Source organism: Ramlibacter aurantiacus (genome assembly GCF_016722895.1).
In the GTDB taxonomy this organism is placed as follows: Bacteria; Pseudomonadota; Gammaproteobacteria; order Burkholderiales; family Burkholderiaceae_C; genus Ramlibacter; species Ramlibacter aurantiacus.
This window is the reverse complement of record NZ_JAEQNA010000006.1, coordinates 226224-244147: the sequence shown is the minus strand read 5'-3', so window position 1 is coordinate 244147 and position 17924 is coordinate 226224. Positions and strand designations below refer to the sequence as shown.

Below are 17924 nucleotides of genomic sequence, written 5' to 3'. Positions count from 1 at the left end.
CGGCGATCAGGCGTACAAGGGGTTCACGCGCTCGGTGTCGATGCCGTAGCGCTGGATGGCTTCGGCGACCTTGGCCACCGGCAACTGGCCTTCATCGGCCAGCGCCTTGAGGGCGGCGACGACGATGTAATGGCGATTGACCTCGAAGTGCTCCCGCAGGCGATAGCGGAAGTCGCTGCGGCCGAAGCCGTCGGTGCCCAGCACCTTGTAGGTGCGGCCGCGCGGCATGAACGGGCGGATCTGCTCGGCGTAGGCCTTCATGTAGTCGGTGGAGGCGACCACCGGGCCGGCATGCGGCTCGAGTTGGCGCGTCACGAAGGACACGCGCGGCTGCTCGGTGGGGTGCAGCAGGTTCCAGCGCTCGCAGTCCTGCCCTTCGCGGGTGAGCTCGTTGAAGCTGGGGCAGCTCCAGACATTGGCCGACACCTGCCATTCCTCTTGCAGCAACTCCTGCGCCGCCAGCGACTCGCGCAGGATGCTGCCCGAGCCGAGCAGTTGCACCTGTGCCTTGTTCTGGCCGGCGCCGGGCTTGAGCAGGTACATGCCCTTGATGATCTGTTCCTCGGTGCCCGGCTGCAGGCCCGGCATGGCGTAGTTCTCGTTCAGCAGCGTGAGGTAGTAGAAGACGTTGTCCTGGTTCTCCACCATGCGCTTGAGACCGTGCTGCATGATCACCGCCACCTCGTGGGCGAAAGTGGGGTCGTAGCTCAGGCAATTGGGAATGGTGTTGGCCATGATGTGGCTGTGGCCGTCCTCGTGCTGCAGGCCCTCGCCATTGAGCGTGGTGCGCCCCGAGGTGCCGCCCAGCAGGAAGCCGCGCGCCTGCATGTCGCCCGCCGCCCAGCACAGGTCGCCGACACGCTGCAGTCCGAACATCGAGTAGTAGATGTAGAACGGCACCATGATGCGGTTGTTCGTCGAGTACGAGGTGGCGGCTGCGATCCAGCTGGACATGCCCCCGGCCTCGTTGATGCCCTCCTGCAGGATCTGGCCCGACTGGTCTTCCTTGTAGTAGGAAACCTGGTCGCGATCCTGCGGGGTGTACTTCTGGCCTTCGTGGTTGTAGATGCCGATTTGGCGGAACAGGCCTTCCATGCCGAAGGTGCGGGCCTCGTCCACCAGGATGGGCACCACGCGGGGGCCGAGCTCCTTGTCCCGCAGCAGCACGGTGAGGAAGCGCACGTACGCCTGGGTCGTGCTGATTTCGCGGCCTTCGGCCGTGGGATCGGTCACCGCCTTGAAGGCGTCCAGCGCCGGCACCGGCAGCTTCTCGTCGGCACGCGGACGGCGGCTGGGCAGGTAGCCGCCGAGCGCCTGGCGGCGCGCGTGCAGGTACTGCATCTCGGGCGTGTTGTCGGCGGGCTTGTAGAACGGCAGGTCGTCGAGCTGGTCGTCCGGCACCGGGATGTTGAAGCGGTCGCGGAAGGCGCGGATGTCGTCGTCACCGAGCTTCTTGGCCTGGTGCGCGATGTTGCGGCCCTCGCCGGCCTTGCCCATGCCGAAGCCCTTGACCGTCTTGATCAGCAGCACGGTGGGCTGGCCCTTGTGGTTCACCGCCTCGTGATAGGCGGCGTACACCTTCTGCGGATCGTGGCCGCCACGGTTGAGGCGCCAGATGTCCTCGTCGCTCATGTTCGCGACCATCTCCAGCGCCTTGGGATGGCGGCCGAAGAACTGCTTGCGCACGAAGGCACCGTCGTTGGCCTTCATGGCCTGGTAGTCGCCGTCGAGCGTCTCCATCATGATCTGGCGCAGGATGCCTTCCTTGTCACGGGCCAGCAGCGGATCCCAGTAGCTGCCCCAGATCAGCTTGATCACGTTCCAGCCGGCGCCGCGGAACTCGCCTTCGAGCTCCTGGATGATCTTGCCGTTGCCGCGCACCGGGCCGTCCAGGCGCTGCAGGTTGCAGTTGACCACAAAGATGAGGTTGTCGAGCTTCTCGCGAGCGGCCACGCCGATGGCGCCCAGGCTCTCCACCTCGTCCATCTCGCCGTCACCGCAGAACACCCACACCTTGCGGTTGGCGGTGTCGGCGATGCCGCGTGCATGCAGGTACTTCAGGAACCGTGCCTGGTAGATCGCCATCAGCGGGCCCAGGCCCATCGACACCGTGGGGAACTGCCAGAACTCGGGCATGAGCTTTGGGTGCGGATAGCTGGAGAGCCCCTTGCCCTGCACCTCCTGGCGGAAGTTCAGCAGCTGCTCCTCGGTGATGCGGCCTTCCATGAACGCGCGGGCATAGATGCCGGGCGCACTGTGCCCCTGGAAGAACAACAGGTCACCGCCGTGGTTCTCGCTCTCGGCATGCCAGAAGTGGTTGAAGCCGGCGCCCAGCATGGTGGCCAGCGAGGCGAACGAGCTGATGTGCCCGCCCAGGTCGCCGCCGTCGGGCGGGTTGAGGCGGTTCGCCTTGACCACCATGGCCATCGCGTTCCAGCGCATGTAGGCCCGCAGCCGCTCTTCGACTTCCAGGTTGCCGGGGCAACGCTCCTCGTCCTGCGGCTCGATCGTGTTCACGTATCCCGTGGTCGCCGAGAACGGCATGTCGATGCCCTGCTGCCGCGCTTCCTCGAGCAACTGCTCCAGCAGGAAGTGGCCGCGTTCCCGACCTTCGTTGGCGATGACCGCCGCGAGGGCGTCGATCCACTCACGGGTTTCCTGGGCGTCCGCATCGTTGGCGGCCGTCCCGAACGCACGATCGGGCTGAGCTGACATGGAATGTGTCTCCTTTGGAGGGGGCAGGTTAACGGATGAAAGGGGTGCGCGTGGCGGCGGCGAGTGTGACACATCTCACCGCTTTTTCAAATAGCGCATGGCCGTTCCGCATTATGAGTTCTTGCTGCGACGCAAATACACCCGGCGTGGCCGCCCCGCGGGCACGCCACCTACACTTCCACGCCTTATGCAGGACTCCCCGACGTCGGAATTGCAAGAGGCAGCGCCGCCAGCGCCGTGGCTGCGTCGTTGGTGGCGCCGGCAGCCAGTCAGCCGCCAGGACCGGGTGGCGATGCTGGCTCCGCTGGTCGCCGTGTTCCTCTTCCTGGCGGCCATCGCATCGGCCTTCGCTTACCTGCGGCTGGAGGAACAGGACCGCGAACTGGAAGCCGTCAAGCGCGACGTCGAGTACGCGCAGCAGCGGCTGCGACTGCGCCTGCTGGAGCGCCAGGAGCAGCTCATGCGCATGGCGCGTGACATCGCCAACAAGGAGATCGACAGCGACGAGTTTGTCGGTCGTGCCGAGTCGATGGTGATCCAGTACCCCGAGTTGCAGGCCTTGTCATGGATCGACGAGCGCCGCCGCATCAAGGCCAGCTACTCGGCGCCCAGCCTGGCCAGCTTCCAGCAGCGCCTGCCCGGCGACGTGCTTCGCGCCGGAGAGACCGAGACCATCTTCAGCCTGGCGCGCGACCTGCAGCAGCCGGTCTATTCGCAGCCGGCCGCCCGCTCGGCCAGCAGCGGACTGCTGCAGTTGCATGTGCCGCTGGCCGACCAGGGCCGCTTCGCCGGGGTCATCCTGGGCGAGTACTCGATCGACAGCCTGCTTCGTTACGGCGTGCCCACGGAAGTGGCGGCCAAATACGCCGTCGCCCTGCTCGATGCGAACGGGCAGATGCTCGCCGGCACGGCCGTGCCGGCACGCAGCGCGGCGTCAAGCCTGCTGCCCTGGTTCACGCCGCAGTCCAACAGCTACGAGATACCCGTCTCGCCGGTCGGCAACGGCCTGGTGATCCGGGCGCAGGCGTATCGCACCTCGCTCGGCGTGGTCGGCAGCGGCCTGTTCTGGCTGGTGGGCACCCTCAGCACCATGACCGCCTGGATGTTGATCGGCAACTGGCGCCACGTGAGGAGGCGCCTGCAGGCGCAGCGCGCGCTGGTCGCCGAGACCAACTTCCGCCGCGCGATGGAAAACTCGGTGCTGACCGGCATGCGCGCCATGGACATGCAGGGCCACATCACCTATGTGAACCACGCCTTCTGCCAGATGACCGGATGGAGCGAGGAAGAACTGGTGGGCCGCGGCGCGCCGTTCCCCTACTGGCCCGACGAGGACCGCGACCAGCTCACCGCACGCCTCGAGGACGAACTGCGCAGCCGCACGACTCCAGGCGGCTTCCAGGTCCGGGTCAAGCGCAAGAACGGAACGCTGTTCGACGCGCGCCTGTACGTGTCGCGCCTGATCGACGACAAGGGCCAGCAGACCGGCTGGATGACGTCGATGACCGACATCACCGAGCCCAATCGCATCCGCGAGCAGCTGCAGGCGTCGCACGAGCGCTTCACCACCGTGCTGGAAGCGCTGGACGCCTCGGTGTCGGTGGCTCCGCTCGGCAGCGAGGAGCTGCTGTTCGCCAACAAGATGTACCGGCAGTGGTTCGGCACCACCACCGTGGGCCACCTGCAGATGGTGGCGCAGGCCGGCACGCCGAACCACCACCGGTCGGACGAATCGCTCGACGAAGTCGACTCCTTCGTCGGCCTGCCCACGGGCCAGCTCGACTCCATCCAGAGCGGCAATGCGGAGATCTTCGTGCCGGAGCTGGGCAAGTGGCTCGAGGTGCGTTCGCGCTACCTCAACTGGGTGGACGGGCGCCTGGCGCAGATGGTGATCGCGACCGACATCACGGCACGCCGCCATGCCGAGGAACAGGCGGCCCTGCAGGCCGAGCGCGCGCAATCGGCCAGCCGCCTGATCACGATGGGCGAGATGGCATCGAGCGTGGCGCACGAACTGAACCAGCCCCTCACGGCCATCAACAACTACTGCAACGGCCTGGTCACGCGCATCAAGCGTCGGCAGATCCAGGAGGACGACCTGCTCGCGGCCCTGGAGAAGACCGCGCGCCAGGCGCAGCGGGCCGGACAGATCATCCAGCGCATTCGCAGCTTCGTGAAGCGCAGCGAACCCAATCGCACGCTGTCCGAGGTTCCGCCCATGGTGACCGAGGCGGTGGAACTGGTGGAGATCGAACTGCGCCGGCGCAACGTGAAGCTGTCCCACTACCTGGCCGCGCGGCTGCCCCGGCTGATGGTCGATCCGATCCTGATCGAGCAGGTGCTGGTGAACCTGTTGAAGAACGGCGCCGAGTCGATCGACCTGGCACGGCGCGCCCCCACCAACCGGAGCATCGAGCTGCGCGTGCTTCCCAAGCAGGTGGACGGGCATGACGTGGTCGCCTTCAGCGTGCGCGACTCGGGCCGCGGACTCGCCCCCGAAGTGATGGATCGTCTGTACGAAGCCTTCTTCTCCACCAAGGCCGAAGGCATGGGGATCGGGCTGAACCTGTGCCGCACGATCGTCGAGTCGCACCAGGGAAGAATGCATGCAGAGAACATCTACAATGGCCCGGACGTGGTGGGCTGCGAGTTTTCCTTCTGGATTCCGGTCAATGCCGCGATGAATAACACAGCAGGCAAGGACGCGGGGGTGACAGCATGAGCCTGATTCCAAAAAAGGGCACCGTCTATGTGGTCGACGACGACGAGGCCGTCCGCGACTCCGTCCAGTGGCTGCTCGAAGGCAAGGACTACCGCGTCCGCTGCTTCGATTCCGCCGAGACCTTCCTGGCCCGCTACGACCCGCGCGAAGTCGCTTGCCTCATCGTCGACATCCGCATGGGCGGCATGACCGGCCTCGAACTCCAGGACAAGCTCCTCGAGCGCAAGTCGCCCCTGCCCATCGTCTTCATCACCGGCCATGGCGACGTGCCCATGGCCGTGAACACCATGAAGAAGGGCGCCATGGATTTCATCCAGAAGCCCTTCAAGGAAGAAGAACTCCTCCACCTGGTCGAGCGCATGCTCGATCACGCGCGCGGTTCCTTTGCCGAGTACCAGAGTGCCGCCAGCCGCGACGCGCTGCTGGCCAAGCTCACCTCGCGCGAGGCCCAGGTGCTCGAACGCATCGTCGCCGGTCGCCTGAACAAGCAGATCGCCGACGACTTGGGCATCAGCATCAAGACCGTGGAGGCGCACCGGGCGAACATCATGGAAAAGCTCAACGCCAATACGGTGGCCGACCTGCTCAAGATCGCGCTCGGGCAGAACGCGCAAAAAAGCAGCTGAGGGCGCCGCTCCCCATCGCCATGGCCCGCTGATGCGGGCCGCTTCGTTTCTCGAGAGACCTTCGCCATGACCGCCCAGCTGATCGACGGCAACGCCCTGTCCAAGCAAGTCCGCGCCGAGGTGGCGCACCGCATCGCCGAATTGAAGGCGCGCGGGGTGCAGCCGCGCCTGTCCATCATCCTGGTCGGCGACGATCCGGCCAGCCAGGTCTACACGCGGCACAAGGTGAACGACAGCACCGAGACCGGCCTGGCGGCCACGCTCGAGCGGTACCCCGCCGACCTGAGCGAGGCCGACCTGCTGGCCCGCATCCGCGCGCTCAATGCCGACGACAGCGTGCACGGCATCCTGGTGCAGCTGCCGCTGCCCAGGCACATGGACGCGCACCGGGTGATCGAGACCATCTCGCCCGCCAAGGATGTCGACGGCTTCCACGTCGCCAGTGCGGGTGCGCTGCTGGTGGGCCAGCCGGGGTTCTGGCCCTGCACGCCCTATGGCTGCATGAAGATGCTCGAATCCATCGGCTTCGGGTTGCGCGGCAAGCATGCGGTGGTGATCGGCCGCAGCAACATTGTCGGCAAGCCCATGGCGCTGATGCTGCTGCAGAAGAACGCCACCGTCACCATCTGCCACAGCGCCACGCCCGACCTGGGTGCCTTCACCCGGCAGGCCGACGTGATCGTCGCCGCCGTGGGACGGCGCAACCTGGTCACCGCCGACATGGTCAAGCCGGGCGCGGTGGTGATCGATGTCGGCATGAACCGCGACGACGCCGGCCGGCTGTGCGGCGACGTCGACTTCGAGGGCGTGCGCCAGGTCGCCGGCTGGATCACGCCGGTGCCCGGCGGCGTCGGCCCCATGACCCGGGCCATGCTGCTGGTCAACACCCTGGAAGCGGCCGAGCGCGCCACGGCCTGATCGACGCCATCGGGGGAATCAATCGCCGCCTCCAAGGAGGCGGCGGCGGCTGGCGCACAATCCGCCGTCATGAGCAATCCCCTCCTCGATTTCTCCGATCTCCCGCTCTTCGACCGCATCCGCCCCGAGCACGTGGAGCCGGCGCTCGACACCCTGCTGGCCCAGGCCGAGCAGGCGCTCGAGGCGGTCGTGGCGCCCGACTTCCCCGCCGACTGGACCGCGCTCTCGCGCACCCTGGACACCGCCACCGAGCGCCTGGGCCGCGCCTGGGGCGCCGTGAGCCACCTCAACAGCGTGGCCGACACGCCCGAGCTGCGTGCCGCCTACAACCAGGGGCTGCCGCGCGTGACCGACTTCTGGACCCGGCTGGGCAGCGACGAGCGCCTCTACGCCAAGTACAAGGCGCTCGATCCGTCCCGCCTCACGCCGGAACAACGCCAGGCCCACAAGAACGCCATCCGCAGTTTCGTGCTGGGCGGCGCCGAACTGACCGGCGCGGCCAAGCAGCGCTTCGCCGCGATCCAGGAGCGGCAGGCCGAGCTGAGCCAGAAGTTCAGCGAGAACGCGCTCGACGCCACCGACAGCTACGCCTACTACGCCGGCGCCGACGAGCTCGACGGGGTCCCGGAAGACGTGGTGCAAGCCGCGCGTGCCGCCGCCCAGGCCGAGGGCAAGGACGGCCACAAGCTCACGCTGAAGATGCCGAGCTACCTGCCGGTGATGCAGTTCGCCCGCAGCAGCCAGCTGCGTGAACGGCTCTACCGCGCCTACGTCACGCGCGCCAGCGACCAGGCGCCCGAAGAGGGACGCCGGTTCGACAACACCGACGTGATCCGCGAGATCCTGGCGCTGCGCAAGGAAGAAGCCCAACTGCTGGGGTTCAAGAATTTTGGCGAGGCGTCGCTGGTGCCCAAGATGGCGGACTCGCCGCAGCAGGTCGTGGACTTCCTGCGCACCCTGGCCGCCAAGGCACGTCCCTATGCCGAACGCGACGTCGCGGACATGCGCGCCTTCGCCGCCGAGCACCTGGGCATCGCCGACCCGCAGCCCTGGGACTGGTCCTTCATCGGCGAGAAGCTCAAGGAGGCGCGCTACGCCTTCAGCGAACAGGAGGTCAAGACCTACTTCACCGCGCCCAAGGTCCTGGGGGGCCTGTTCAAGATCGTCGAAACCCTGTTCGAGGTGGCGATCCGCCGGGACCAGGCGCCGGTGTGGCACGAGTGCGTGGAGTTCTACCGCATCGAACGCGCCGGCCAGCTGGTCGGCCAGTTCTACCTCGACCCTTCGGCACGCAACGGCAAGCGCGGCGGCGCCTGGATGGACGACGTGCGGGCGCGCTGGCTGCGCCCCGACAACGGCCAGCTGCAGACGCCGGTGGCGCACCTGGTGTGCAACTTCGCCACGAGCGTGGCCGGCAAGCCGCCCCTGCTCACGCACGACGACGCCACCACCCTCTTCCACGAGGCCGGGCACGGCCTGCACCACATGCTCACGCAGGTCAACGAGCGCGATGTCTCGGGCATCAGCGGCGTCGAGTGGGACGCAGTCGAACTGCCCAGCCAGTTCATGGAGAACTTCTGCTGGGAGTGGAACGTGCTGCGCCACATGACGGCCCACGTGGACACGGGCGCTCCGCTGCCGCGCGGGCTCTTCGACAAGATGGTGGCGGCCCGCAACTTCCAGGCCGGCTTGCAGACGCTGCGCCAGGTCGAGTTCGCCCTGTACGACATGCTGCTGCACACCGAGCACGACCCGGCCGGCGACTTCCTGGCGCTGCTTGCCCAGGTGCGCGACGAGGTGGCCGTGATCAAGCCGCCGGCCTTCAGCCGCACGCCGCACACCTTCAGCCACATCTTCGCGGGCGGTTACGCTGCCGGCTACTACAGCTACAAGTGGGCCGAGGTGCTTTCGGCCGATGCCTGGGCGGCCTTCGAGGACTCGATGGACGAACATGGTGAGCCCAGCCTCGAGACGGGGCGGCGCTATCGGCAGTGCATCCTCGAGGCCGGTGGCAGCCGGCCGGCGATGGAGTCGTTCAAGGCGTTCCGCGGCCGCGAGCCGAGCATCGATGCGCTCCTGCGTCAGCAGGGGATGGCCTGAGGGAAGAGGGGGTGAAGATGAGCGCCCACGGTATCGCACTCGCATTCGTCGCCGCGACCGCCGCATGGGCCGGTCCTGCGCAATCGCAGCAGGTCTGGCGCAGCGTCACGCCCGATGGCCGGGTGATCTTCTCCGACGTGCCGCCGCCGCAGGCCGCATCGCCCGCGCCGACCGCGCCAACCGGGGCCGGCTCGAGTGCCTCCGCCCTGCCCTATGCCTTGCGCCAGGTCGCCGATCGCTATCCGGTCACCCTCTACACCAGCGACAACTGCGCACCTTGCGCGACCGGGCGCAACCTGCTGCGGTCCCGGGGCATCCCCTTCAGCGAGCGCACCATCAGCACGGAGGCCGACGTGCAGGCCCTGCAACGCCTGATGGGCGAGCGCTCCCTGCCCGTGCTCACGATCGGCCGGCAGCAGATCAAGGGCCTCATCGAATCCGAGTGGCAGCAGTACCTGGATGCGGCCGGCTATCCCCGCACCTCGGCCTTGCCGCCCAACTGGCGGCCGGCCGCGCCCATGCCCCTGGTCGCCAGCGCACCGGCTCCTGCCGCAGCACCGCAACCCGCGCCTGCTGCGGCCGCCGACCCGCCGCCAGCGCGTGCCCCCTCGGCGCCCGCGCGAACCGGCGACAACCCGGCGGGCATCCAGTTCTAGCGCCCCGAGCGGCACCCGGCCGGTTCCCACCCTTTCTGGAACCAAGCTGACGGGAAGGTCACTGAGCGGGGCCCCGATCGTGGGCGTGGAACAGGAGCCCTCATGGATAAAAGAAACCTTGCCCAGAAGCTGATCACCAACTTCGGGGCACTGCTGTCACTGCCAGACCTGAAGCTGGACGCCACCACCAACAGCTGCGTGCTGCTCTTCGACAGCGACATCGTGGTCAACATCGAGCTCGACGAACCTACCGGTCAGCTGATCGTCTCGACCTTCCTCGAGGAAATCCCCGTCCATGGCGCCGAGCCCCTGCTGCGCGAGCTGATGATCGCCAACCTGTATTGGCACCGCACCGATGGCGCCACCCTTGGCCTGGAGGACGCGACCAACGGTGTCATCCTGGCGCAGCAACGGAACGTCACCGAACTCGACGACGCCAGCTTCGAGAAAATGGTCGAAGCCTTCGTGAACCAGGCCGAGCGCTGGAAGAAGCACATCGCGCAGGCCCGCAACGGGTCCACGCCGGAACTGAGCCAACCCGCTCTGGCCACCTCGTCGGGCGACGGCCCGCGAATCTTCGGCTGATCGCCCTGCCGCCGGGGCGCTGCCTCGAGGGCTACCAGTTCAGGGTCTGCACGCCCGAGGCGGTCCCCAGCAGACACACCGATGCCTTCTGGTGCGCGAACACCCCCACGGTCACCACACCCGGCCACTGGCTCACCTCGCCCTCGAACCCGAGGGGATCACGGATCTGCAGGCCGATGACATCGAGGATCTGCTGGCCGTTGTCGGTCACGAGCGGATGACCGTCGCGGGTGCGCAGACGGGCCGTTCCGCCCATGCGGGCGAACTGGCGCGTGATGCGGCCCACCGCCATCGGGATGACCTCCACCGGTAGCGGAAACCGCCCCAGCACGGGAACGCGCTTGGACTCGTCGGCGATGCACACGAAGCGCCGTGACTGCGCCGCGACGATCTTCTCGCGGGTGAGCGCCGCACCACCGCCCTTGACCATGTAGCCCTGGTCGTCGATCTCGTCGGCGCCGTCGATATAGACCGACAGCTCCTCGACCTCGTTGGCGTCGAAGACGCGGATGCCCAGGGCCTGCAGGCGCTGGGTGGACGCTTCGGAGCTGGAGACCGCGCCGGGCAGGCGGTCCTTCATCGTGGCCAGCGCATCGATGAACTTGTTGACCGTGGAGCCCGTGCCCACGCCCACGATCTCGCCAGGGACCACGTACTGCAGCGCCGCCTGGCCGACCAGCGCCTTCAATTCATCCTGAGTCACGCGACAATCCTCGACCTGAGAACCCGCGATTATCCATGGCCCTCCTGCCTTACCTGCCCGCCCGATCCCTGTTGTTCAAGCTCGATGCAGAGGCCGCCCACGACCTCACGCTCAGCACCCTCGCCCGCTTGCAGAACACGCCCCTGCAGCGCGGGTGGCAGCAGCCGCAGGTGCCGGACCCGATCGAGATCGCCGGCCTGCACTTTCCCAATCGCGTCGGCCTGGCCGCAGGGCTGGACAAGAACGCGCGCTGCATCGACGCCTTCGCCGCCATGGGATTCGGCTTCGTCGAGGTCGGCACCGTCACCCCGCTGGGCCAGCCGGGCAACCCCAAGCCGCGCATGTTCCGCCTGCCCGAGGCCGAGGCGCTGATCAACCGGCTCGGGTTCAACAACGAAGGGCTCGAATCCTTCATCGCCCATGTGCGCCACAGCCAGGTGCGCCGCATGCCCGGCCGACTGGTGCTGGGGCTGAACATCGGCAAGAACGCGAGCACGCCGATCGAGCGCGCCACCGACGACTACCTGCTCGGGCTGGAGGGCGTGTACCCCCACGCCGACTATGTGACCGTGAACATCTCCAGCCCCAACACGCAGAACCTGCGCAGCCTGCAGTCGGACGAGGCGCTCGATGCCCTGCTGTCCGCGCTCGCCACGCGGCGGTCGCAGCTGCGGGAGCGCCATGGCCGGCAGGTGCCGCTGTTCGTCAAGATCGCGCCCGACCTGGAAGGCGTGCAGGTCCAAGTGATCGCCGCCAGCCTGCGCCGGCACGGCATGGACGGCGTGATCGCCACCAACACCACGCTCGGCCGCGACAGCGTGCGCGGCCTGGCGCATGCGCAGGAGGCGGGTGGGCTGAGCGGCCGACCGGTGTTCGAGGCCAGCAACCGCGTCATCGGCCAGTTGCGCCAGGCGCTGGGGCCGGGCTTTCCCATCATCGGGGTGGGCGGCGTGCTCAGTGGCGCCGACGCAGTGGCCAAGATCGAGGCCGGGGCCGACCTGGTGCAGGTCTACACCGGCCTGATCTACCGCGGCCCCGCGCTGGTCACCGAAGCCGCTCGCGCGTTGAAGGCGATGCCGCGGCGCCGCTGATCTGATCTCAGGCGTCGAGCAGTTCCACCACGTCCTGCGCGATCGCCAGCGAACTGGTCAGGCCGGGCGACTCGATACCGAAGAGGTTGACCAGGCCGCGCACGCCATGCCGGCCCGCGCCATCGATGCGGAAATCCGGCGCGGGCTGGTCGGGTCCGTGGATCTTGGGCCGCACGCCGCTGTAGCTTGGGGCCAGCGCGCCATCGGGCAAGTCGGGCCAGTAGCGGCGCACCTCGGCGTAGAAGCCGTCGGCGCGGCGCGGATCGACGCCGTAATCGATGGCTTCGGGCGAATCGATGTCCAGCCACTGCAGGTCCGGCCCGAAGCGGGCCTGCCCCCCGAGATCCAGCGTGAGGTGAACCCCCAGCCAGGCATCCGCCGGCGCCGGGTAGACCAGCCGCGAGAACGGCGACTTGCCGGCCAGGCTGTAGTAGTTGCCCTTGGCGTATCGAGCCTGCGGCACGTGCTCGGGTGCCAGTCCTTCGAAGCGGCTGGCCAGTTGGCAGGCATGTAGCGAAGCGGCATTCACCAGGTGGTCGGCCGCGATCTCGCTGCCGTCGGCCATGCGCAGCACATGGGGCTCACCCGGACCACCCAGCACCGCGCCAGCCACAGCCGATCCCAGCGCCACCATCCCGCCCGCGCGCTCGAGGTCACCCTGCAGCGCCAGCATCAACCCGTGACTGTCCACGATGCCGGTGGTGGGCGACAGCAGCGCCGCGGTGCAGCGCAGCGCCGGTTCCAGCTCGCGCGCCTGCGCCGCCTCCAGCCACTGCACCGGCACGCCGTTGGCCTGTGCCCGTGCCTGCAGCGCCTTCAGCGCCGACGCCTCCTCATCACTGTTGGCCACGACCAGCTTGCCGCAGCGCCTGTGCTCCACCCCGTGGCTCGCGCACAGGGCATACAGCAGCTCCTTGCCTCGCACGCACAGCCGGGCCTTCAGTGACCCCGGCGTGTAGTACAGCCCGGCGTGGATCACCTCGCTGTTGCGGGAACTCACCCCCTGCCCGATGGCGGGCTCGGCTTCGAGCACCAGGGTCTCGTGCCCCGCCTGCGCGAGCGCCCGGCCCACGGCCAGCCCCACCACGCCCGCGCCGATCACGATGGCGTCGACGCGGTCCATCAGGAGAGACTCCGCGGATCCAGCACCAGCAGGTCCTCGACCAATTCGCGCAAGTGGCCGCGCAGGCGATCGAAACCGTCATGGGGTTCGAGTGTGGCTTCGTCCATGTAGAGCCGGCGATTGATCTCGAGCTGCACGCTATGCCGCTGGCGGGCCGGATCCCCGTAGCGTCGCACCAGCTCCACGCCTTTGTACGGGTGGTTGTACGAGACGCCGTAGCCCTTGGCCCGTAGCTGTTCGCAGATCCACCGCGACACCGCGGGGGACGCCGTGCTGCCGTCCCGGTCGCCCACCACGAAGTCCTCGTGCTCGAGCCCCGGGAACTCGGTCGCGTGGCTGGCGGCCACCGCGGGCATGGAATGGCAATTGACGTGGATGCTGTAGCCGTGCCGCTCGTGGGCATCCGCGATCGCCTGGGCCACCGCCTGGTGATAGGGCTTCCAGCACTGCTCGATGCGCGAGCGCACCTCGGCGACGCTCAGCGGCCGGTCATACAGCGGCACGCCTTCATCGGTGCAGCGCCAGATCAGCCCCTTGCCCAGCCGCACCTTGGCATGGACGGCCGGGTCGGCGCTCAGCCCATCAGGCCAGGGCTCTTGCAGCATCTGCGGGTCGATCTCCCACAGGCCGCGGTTGGCATCCAGGTAGCTGCGCGGAAACAGGGCCTCGATCCAGGCCGCCCCAAGTGCCGGGGCGAAGTCGTACAGCGCCTCCACGTGCGTGTCCTCGGCGCGCCGCAGCAAGGCCGGGTCGCAGCAAAAACGGAAGTCCTCGGGGTAGTTCTTGCCGCTGTGCGGTGAATCGAGCACCAGCGCGGTGGTGCCTGGCAGATAGACGACCTGAGAAGAACGCATGGCGGCCATTTTGGCGCAGCAGCGCCATCGCCGATGCCCTTCAGCCGCAAGGCAGGTCCGAACGGGCCACTGTCGGCCGGGCCACCGCGCGGATGCCGTAGCCGAGGGCTGCCGGTAACCAGGGCTGCAGCGCCGCATCGAAGCGACCGATGGCCGGGTGCTGGGTCAGCAGCCACTCGGGCACCAGGCTTTCGGCCTCCATCGCCTGCACCGTCCAACCCGCATCGCGCAGGTCGTGGCGCAGTCCGGCAGCGGTGTAGAGGTGATAGGCCAGGGTCTGGTCGCGCCGGCAGATGCGGCGCTGGAACTCGATGTCGCCCAGCTGTTCGCGCTGCCCGTGGGCCAGCGAACGCAGCAGCTCCAAGGGGCGGCGGCGCCAGAGGCTGGGCACCGACAGCAGCAAGCGGGCGCCGGGCGTTGCCACTGCGCGCAGCTGGCGCAGCGTGTCCAGCCGCAGCTGGCGCGGTCCGATATGGCTCAGGACACCGAAGAGCATGAGCAGGCAGTCGAAGCGCTCGTTCGGCGGCAGCGCTTCGGCACCTCCCGCCAGGAGCCTCACGCGAGCTTGCGCCGGATGGCCCTGCAGCCGCTGCGCGAACTCGGCCAATGCAGCCTGCGAAATGTCGCAGCCCAGCAGCTCCTGCGCCCCCGCTTCGACCAGCGCCAGCGCGTAGCGGCCGTTGCCGCAGCCCAGGTCCAGCACCCGGGCCGCGCCGCCCGCACCGTGCCTCAGCAGGAAGCGCAGCGTGCCGGGATTGGGGCGCGGATAGCGCTGCCCGTACTCGTGCGAAGAAAAGTACCCATCGTAGAGCTCGCGCAACTGTTCGCGCCGGTTCTGCCAGACGCCGCTCACAGGCAGTCCTCGGGCGTGCCCTTGCCGGCCGAATCGCCGCAGTACCACGCGCCGCCCGGCAGGCGCCGCGTCCAGGCCTCGTGCCGGCGGCGGGTGAAGTCCGATTCCGGAATGCCCCACTTGCGCTGCAGGTCGAGCAGCAGGCCGGTGCGGTGCCAGTCGGCCACCGCATGCGAGACCCGTGCCTCCAGCCGGCCGCCGCCTTCGTCGGGGTGGACGGCAATGGCCCACGGTGCCACGTGCAGCGTGGGCAGGGGCATCTCGAATTCCGCCAGCCAGGCCGGCTCCTGAAGCAGCGCGATGATGTTGATGTCGTCATACAGCACGGCGTCGCAGCGGCCGTCGCGCAGCGCCGCGAGCGCCAGGTGATTGCCGTACACCGCCACCACGTCCACGCCATGGGTCACGGTGATCGCCCGGTTGTAGAACGCGCCGCGGCGTCCGCACACGCGGCGGTTGCGCAGGTCGCTCCAGCGGGTGAAGCCCTTGTCGCGCCGTGCCATCACGTTGGCCCCCGACGCGTAGTAGTGCGGCAGCACCAGTCGCAGCTGCTGGCGCCGGTCCGGCGTGTCGGACAGCGTGGCCACCAGCACGTCGACCTGGCGGCGCGCCACCGCGTCGATGCGCTCGGCGGTCAGCAGCCCCACCAGTTCCAGTCGCACCCCGAGCCGGCGGGCGAGGTCGGCCGCGAGGTCGGGCTCCAGGCCCACGGGCAGGCCGCTGCGCGGATCGAGGTGGCCCCACAGCGGCACATCTTTCTTCACCCCCACGACCAGCCGCCCGCGCCGCTGGATCTCGTCCAGCGCATCGCCCGCGGCGGTCGCGCGCGGCAGCCACGCGACCAGCACCAGCGCCGCCAGCAGCAGATGGAGCAGGTGCCCGCGCCTCATGGCAGCGCCCCATGTCGCAGGCAATGCACCGCCATGCCGGTGATGTCGTCGAACTGCTCGGCTTTTCCGGCGAAGCGGCGCGCCGCTTCGATGATGCGTTGAACCGCCTCCTGCGCACTGGTCGGCGGACGGCCCTCGAACAGCGCCAGCAGGCGCTCGGCACCGAACTGCCGCGTGCTCTCGTCCTCGCCCTCGGTGACACCGTCGGTGTACATCAGCACCGTGTCACCCGGCGCCAGGCTGGCCTGCCGCTGGGTGTACACCAGGTCCTCCATGACCCCGAAAGCCGTCCCGCCGGTGGCGGGCAGCCATTCGCAACGGCCATCGGCGCGGACCAGCAGCGGCGGCGGGTGGCCCGCGTTCACGTAGGCCAAAGACCCCGTCCCGGGGTCGTACTGCAGGTGCACACCGGTCACGAAGGTGCTGTTGTCGTTGTCCACGCACAAGCCGTTGTTCACCTGCGCGGCCACTTCGGCCGGCGAGGTCAGTCGGTGCGTGGCCAGCGAGCGCAGCAGGGTCTTGGCCACCATGGCGAAGAGTCCGGCGGCGATTCCCTTGCCGCTCACATCGGCCACCACCAGGGCACGGCGGCCATCGGCCAGCTCGAAGTGGTCGAAGAAGTCACCGCCGACCTCACGCGCGGGCGCGGTGCTGCCCCAGAGCGAGTAGCGCGTGTCGCTGGGCCACTGGCGCGGCAGGATGGACTGCTGCATGGCCGCGGCGATGTCCAGCTCGTTGCGCAGCGTGCTCAGTTCGACCGAGTGCCGAAAGCCCTGGGTGATGGCCTCGAACCACGGCCGCCAGGCCTTGGGAACCCTGGGCATGGGCCGGGGCTGCAGGCGGGACTCGGCAATCAGGTGCTCCACCAGCCGGGCCGCCGGCGCCACGAACTCGCGCGAGCTGATGGCATAGATCAGCGCCATCATCAGCGCGATGGCCAGCAGGGCCGCGCCCATGGCCGGCGCGCGCTCGGACAACAGGTGCAGCCAGAGATCGGTGCGCGCGACCGCGTAGACCAGTTCCCAGGGGGCCGCCGTGAAGCCGCGCCGGATCACCAGCCAGTCGTCGACGACCGCGGCCTCGCCGTCGGGCAGCGCCCGGAGATCGTCCATGTTCGTGAGCAGCCCGGGCGAGAACAGATGCACCAGGCGGTGCAGCGAGCGCACGGACAACGGATCGCCATAGATGGCGGGATTGGCCAGTACCGAGCCTTCGGAATCGACCACGGCCACGCTGCCCAGCGGATAGCCGAAGCTGGCGTTGACGCGATGCAGGTGGTCCAGGCTCATGTCGAGCGAGACCACGCCCATGAAGCGGGCCTGCTCATACACGGGCGCCGCCACCGGCACCAGCAGGCCGGCTTCATCCCCCGCGAAAAAGCTGGGTCCCCAGAACTTCAGGCGCTCCGGGTTCTGTGCTGGCTGGCCCATGTGCCACACCGGGTCATCGAACACGCGGCCGTCGAAGGGCAGTTCTTCGGAGGGGCGCCAGGGCGACACCAGGTGGAAGCCATGAACCGAGATGAAGCGCGTGCGGGCCGCCTGCGGCCGCTGGAAGGCCAGCGCCTGCAAGCGCGGATCGAGCCCCAGGGCGGAGTCCAGGTCGCAATAGAAGTCGACGTCGCGACCGCGCAGGCCGCCCTGCCCGACCAGGTTGCCACCCGCGTCCAGGTCGGCCAGGGCGTCCCGGTCGAAGCCGCCGTTGGGGCGCTCACGCAAGCCGGCGGCGGCCCACCGTGCCGGCACCGGCCCGCAGCTGCGGGCGGGACGCGGCTCGGCCACCAGCGGCCCCGCCGCCATGCGCAGGGAATCGACCTCGTCGGCCGAGGAGCGCAACACGAACTCGAGGAACTGGTGATGGCGCTGCAGGTGGCCCTGGATGCTCTCGATCTCGTCGGCCATGCTGCGTCGCAGTTGCTGCACGAGAAACACCACCAGCACCAGCAGCAGCACCGCATAGGCCAACCCGATCTTGCGGTTGTAGTTGCGGAAAAAGCGCAGCTCGGGCGCGGGTGCGTTCATTCCACCTCCAAAGGAGAGGCGGAGCATAAACGCTTAAATCCGGCCGGAAGATCAGTTGTTCTACTGA

At 68.5% G+C, this 17924-nt stretch carries 14 protein-coding genes; 7 read left to right on the top strand and 7 right to left on the bottom strand.

Annotated features, from left to right (window positions below; all coding sequences use genetic code 11):
* Positions 1-6: 6 nt before the first annotated feature.
* Positions 7-2715 carry a pyruvate dehydrogenase (acetyl-transferring), homodimeric type gene (aceE, locus tag JI739_RS16835; RefSeq protein WP_201685093.1) on the bottom strand — a complete coding sequence of 903 codons (2709 nt, stop codon included), beginning with the start codon at positions 2713-2715 and terminating at the stop codon, positions 7-9.
* A gap of 187 nt (positions 2716-2902) precedes the next feature.
* Here aceE and JI739_RS16830 point away from each other — a divergent pair, with 187 nt between their 5' ends.
* The 6 genes from JI739_RS16830 to JI739_RS16805 all read left to right on the top strand — a co-directional run bounded on the left by JI739_RS16830 (position 2903) and on the right by JI739_RS16805 (position 10322).
* Complete coding sequence (locus JI739_RS16830; RefSeq protein ID WP_201685092.1) at positions 2903-5437, top strand: PAS domain-containing sensor histidine kinase; 2535 nt, start codon at positions 2903-2905, stop codon at positions 5435-5437.
* A complete protein-coding gene (locus JI739_RS16825) occupies positions 5434-6063 on the top strand; it encodes a response regulator transcription factor (RefSeq protein WP_201685091.1) in 630 nt (209 codons plus the stop codon). Before JI739_RS16830 ends, JI739_RS16825 begins: the two co-directional genes overlap by 4 nt.
* Before the next feature lie 66 nt (positions 6064-6129).
* Positions 6130-6981 (top strand): bifunctional methylenetetrahydrofolate dehydrogenase/methenyltetrahydrofolate cyclohydrolase FolD, encoded by an 852-nt coding sequence (gene folD, locus JI739_RS16820; protein ID WP_201685090.1) that lies wholly within the window; start codon positions 6130-6132, stop codon positions 6979-6981.
* Positions 6982-7050: 69 nt separating this feature from the next.
* Positions 7051-9081 (top strand): M3 family metallopeptidase, encoded by a 2031-nt coding sequence (locus JI739_RS16815; RefSeq protein ID WP_201685089.1) that lies wholly within the window; start codon positions 7051-7053, stop codon positions 9079-9081.
* Positions 9082-9098: 17 nt separating this feature from the next.
* Positions 9099-9737, top strand: a complete 639-nt coding sequence (locus JI739_RS16810; protein ID WP_201685088.1) for a glutaredoxin family protein — start codon at positions 9099-9101, stop codon at positions 9735-9737.
* A 102-nt stretch (positions 9738-9839) separates the two neighbouring features.
* Positions 9840-10322, top strand: a complete 483-nt coding sequence (locus tag JI739_RS16805; RefSeq protein ID WP_201685087.1) for a type III secretion system chaperone — start codon at positions 9840-9842, stop codon at positions 10320-10322.
* A gap of 31 nt (positions 10323-10353) precedes the next feature.
* On the opposite strand, the gene rpiA is transcribed toward JI739_RS16805, so the two are convergent.
* Positions 10354-11025, bottom strand: a complete 672-nt coding sequence (rpiA, locus tag JI739_RS16800; RefSeq protein ID WP_201685086.1) for a ribose-5-phosphate isomerase RpiA — start codon at positions 11023-11025, stop codon at positions 10354-10356.
* 35 nt (positions 11026-11060) lie between these two features.
* Here rpiA and JI739_RS16795 point away from each other — a divergent pair, with 35 nt between their 5' ends.
* Positions 11061-12116: a quinone-dependent dihydroorotate dehydrogenase gene (locus tag JI739_RS16795; RefSeq protein WP_201685085.1), complete on the top strand. Its 1056-nt coding sequence runs from the start codon at positions 11061-11063 to the stop codon at positions 12114-12116.
* A 7-nt stretch (positions 12117-12123) separates the two neighbouring features.
* Here the strand turns inward: JI739_RS16795 and JI739_RS16790 are convergent, their stop codons facing one another.
* The 5 genes from JI739_RS16790 to JI739_RS16770 are packed head-to-tail and all read right to left on the bottom strand — an operon-like array spanning position 12124 to position 17857.
* A complete protein-coding gene (locus JI739_RS16790) occupies positions 12124-13239 on the bottom strand; it encodes an NAD(P)/FAD-dependent oxidoreductase (RefSeq protein ID WP_201685084.1) in 1116 nt (371 codons plus the stop codon).
* The gene (locus tag JI739_RS16785; protein WP_201685083.1) at positions 13239-14093 is read right to left on the bottom strand and encodes an N-formylglutamate amidohydrolase; all 855 of its coding nucleotides are present in this window, start codon (positions 14091-14093) and stop codon (positions 13239-13241) included. Before JI739_RS16785 ends, JI739_RS16790 begins: the two co-directional genes overlap by 1 nt.
* Positions 14094-14133: 40 nt before the next feature.
* Positions 14134-14946 carry a class I SAM-dependent methyltransferase gene (locus tag JI739_RS16780; protein ID WP_201685082.1) on the bottom strand — a complete coding sequence of 271 codons (813 nt, stop codon included), beginning with the start codon at positions 14944-14946 and terminating at the stop codon, positions 14134-14136.
* Positions 14943-15836 (bottom strand): transporter substrate-binding domain-containing protein, encoded by an 894-nt coding sequence (locus JI739_RS16775; RefSeq protein ID WP_201685081.1) that lies wholly within the window; start codon positions 15834-15836, stop codon positions 14943-14945. The genes JI739_RS16780 and JI739_RS16775 overlap by 4 nt, the downstream gene beginning before the upstream one ends.
* Positions 15833-17857, bottom strand: a complete 2025-nt coding sequence (locus JI739_RS16770) for a SpoIIE family protein phosphatase (protein WP_201685080.1) — start codon at positions 17855-17857, stop codon at positions 15833-15835. The genes JI739_RS16775 and JI739_RS16770 overlap by 4 nt, the downstream gene beginning before the upstream one ends.
* Positions 17858-17924: the final 67 nt, after the last annotated feature.

Bases quoted from the DNA above. Each gene is read 5' to 3' on its own strand.
- JI739_RS16795 (WP_201685085.1), top strand. From the start codon at position 11,061: ATGGCCCTCCTGCCTTACCTGCCCGCCCGATCCCTGTTGTTCAAGCTC.
- aceE (WP_201685093.1), bottom strand. From the start codon at position 2,715: ATGTCAGCTCAGCCCGATCGTGCGTTCGGGACGGCCGCCAACGATGCG.
- JI739_RS16810 (WP_201685088.1), top strand. From the start codon at position 9,099: ATGAGCGCCCACGGTATCGCACTCGCATTCGTCGCCGCGACCGCCGCA.
- JI739_RS16825 (WP_201685091.1), top strand. From the start codon at position 5,434: ATGAGCCTGATTCCAAAAAAGGGCACCGTCTATGTGGTCGACGACGAC.
- JI739_RS16785 (WP_201685083.1), bottom strand. From the start codon at position 14,093: ATGCGTTCTTCTCAGGTCGTCTATCTGCCAGGCACCACCGCGCTGGTG.
- JI739_RS16775 (WP_201685081.1), bottom strand. From the start codon at position 15,836: ATGAGGCGCGGGCACCTGCTCCATCTGCTGCTGGCGGCGCTGGTGCTG.
- JI739_RS16770 (WP_201685080.1), bottom strand. From the start codon at position 17,857: ATGAACGCACCCGCGCCCGAGCTGCGCTTTTTCCGCAACTACAACCGC.
- folD (WP_201685090.1), top strand. From the start codon at position 6,130: ATGACCGCCCAGCTGATCGACGGCAACGCCCTGTCCAAGCAAGTCCGC.
- JI739_RS16805 (WP_201685087.1), top strand. From the start codon at position 9,840: ATGGATAAAAGAAACCTTGCCCAGAAGCTGATCACCAACTTCGGGGCA.
- JI739_RS16815 (WP_201685089.1), top strand. From the start codon at position 7,051: ATGAGCAATCCCCTCCTCGATTTCTCCGATCTCCCGCTCTTCGACCGC.
- JI739_RS16830 (WP_201685092.1), top strand. From the start codon at position 2,903: ATGCAGGACTCCCCGACGTCGGAATTGCAAGAGGCAGCGCCGCCAGCG.
- JI739_RS16790 (WP_201685084.1), bottom strand. From the start codon at position 13,239: ATGGACCGCGTCGACGCCATCGTGATCGGCGCGGGCGTGGTGGGGCTG.